This is a genomic window from Chamaesiphon sp. VAR_69_metabat_338 (genome assembly GCF_031423935.1).
Lineage (GTDB): Bacteria > Cyanobacteriota > Cyanobacteriia > Cyanobacteriales > Chamaesiphonaceae > Chamaesiphon.
In genome coordinates this window covers 1-2,224 of sequence record NZ_JANPGM010000611.1, presented here as the reverse complement: position 1 = coordinate 2,224, position 2,224 = coordinate 1, and the positions used below count along the sequence as shown (strand labels likewise).

General features: G+C 50.6%; 1 protein-coding gene and 1 pseudogene. One reads left to right on the top strand and one right to left on the bottom strand.

What is annotated here, in order from left to right; translation table 11 throughout:
• A pseudogene (locus RMO84_RS16860) lies at positions 1-320 on the bottom strand (hypothetical protein); the annotation flags it as partial.
• 195 nt (positions 321-515) lie between these two features.
• Here RMO84_RS16860 and recN point away from each other — a divergent pair.
• Complete coding sequence (gene recN / locus RMO84_RS16855) at positions 516-2,066, top strand: DNA repair protein RecN (RefSeq protein ID WP_310489595.1); 1,551 nt, start codon at positions 516-518, stop codon at positions 2,064-2,066.
• The last annotated feature ends 158 nt before the right edge of the window (positions 2,067-2,224 follow it).

Genomic DNA, 2,224 nt, shown 5'->3' with positions numbered 1-2,224 from the left:
CAGAAGCCCGTCGCTGTCTGGAAAGAATTTAGGTAGCGGGAAACGTTCGGACTGTCAAGTTGTTGTAACCTAGCAATTTCTGGTAAATAATTAGCATAGTCTGGAGCTGGTGTGCGAACATCAAACTGTCGCCACTCCTTAATTACTACCAACTGCTCCGTCTCGATCTCTCTAGCTAGATAGGTTGTTCTACCGCCAGCGGCATGTTTGGACAGTCGATCGGATGCCTGATAGCCATGAATTTTAAAATCTGGTAAATCGCTACCAACTATCTGAATCGCGGATTCAATCTCAGGGGTAGAATTGTCTAAGTCATTCATGGCTCTGGGCCTTCGGTCTAGATAGATTTTTTTACTTTAGTCGATCGATTGTCAATTCGGCTGCCATCATCCAGCGCAATTAATTTGGACGATGTGGAGAAAATCGGGAATTGGCAGGATGCTAGCACATCCCTATGCCCCAACGTTATCCCCATCCTCAATCCTAGATTAATATACCCTATCTCATATCCCCTAATGCTATTGTCTTTGCGCATTCACAACTTTACCCTCATTGACGAGCTAGAACTAGAATTTGGGGCGGGCTTAAATGTGTTGACGGGGGAAACTGGTGCGGGCAAATCGATTATCCTCGATGCGATCGATCTCGTCTTGGGCGGGAAGCCTTCATTGCGGATGATTCGCACGGGGACGGAGAAAGCTACCATCGAGGGTACATTTGCCACGAACGATCGAATTAGGGCATGGCTAGTCGATCGAGAATTTGATTCAAGCGATGACGATCCGGTGATTTGCAGTCGGGAACTCAGCCTGCAAGGGACTAATCTGCGATCGCGCATGCGCGTCAACGGTGCAATTTGCAATCGTCAGCTCGCCCAAGAATTACGCGAACTCTTAATTGAAATTACCGCCCAAGGGCAAACCGTATTGCTCACCAATACTACCCACCAAAAAGAGTTACTCGATCTCTACGGCGGCGCAGCCATCGTCCACCAGCGGGACAGTATTAGCACTGAATATACTGTCTACCAACAAGCCTACCAAACTTGGCTCGATCGCCAAGCTAACGAACAGCAGCGACTCCAACGGATCGACTTGCTCCAATATCAGTCCGAAGAACTCAGCCAAGCTGAATTGACAACCCCCGACGAGATCGAAGATCTCGAAACCGAACGTCAACGCCTCAGCCACGTCGTCGATCTCCAGCAACAAAGCTACGCCGTCTATCAACTCCTCTATCAAGATGATACGGGCGGATCGATCGCCGTTGCCGATCTGCTGGGTAAAGCCGAAGCTACCCTGATCGATATGGTAGACATCGACTCCAGCCTCCAATCCACCCTCGATCTCGTCAGCCTCGCCCTCGCTCAAGTTACCGAAGCCGGACGCGAAATCAATTATTATGGCGACGCCCTCGAAGCAGATCCCGATCGACTCCTCGAAATCGAAGAACGGATTCGCACCCTCAAACTCATTTGCCGCAAATATGGCCCCAGCCTGACAGATGCGATCGAGCATCAACTAACTATTCAAACCGAATTAACCCAGCTTACTGGGGCGGGAGAGTCCCTCGAAGAACTCGAACACCGAGCCACAAATCTCCAAACCAAATTAATTAAAGCTTGCCAAAAACTCACCACCCTCCGCCAACAAGCCGCGCTCGATCTCGAACGACACTTAATCCGCGAACTTAAGCCCCTGGCAATGGATAAAGTCCAATTTCAAGTCGAAATCGCCTCCCAACAGCCCACATCAACCGGCGCAGACAACATCATTTTCAACTTTAGCCCCAATCCTGGCGAACCCCTCCAACCCATCGCCGCGACTGCTTCCGGCGGTGAAATGAGCCGCTTTCTGCTCGCCCTCAAAGCCTGCTTCTCAAATAACGGCGGCGCGGGTACCCTAATTTTCGATGAAATCGATGCGGGTGTATCGGGGAAAGTCGCCCAATCGATCGCCAGCAAGCTCCATCACCTAAGCCAATCCCAGCAAGTTCTCTGCGTTACCCACCAACCCCTAATCGCCGCAATGGCCGATCGCCACTTCCGAGTCGCTAAAGAAAAGTGAATCCGATCGCAAAGTGGTGATTTTGGATTGCTGCCATAGTGGGGCATTTGGCGATCGAATTCCCCATGCCCATGATGGTGGTATTGATTTTCAAGGTCAGCTCGGTGGAATGGGTCGTGTGGTGTTGACGTCTTCGGCAGCGATCGATTATTCGTTTG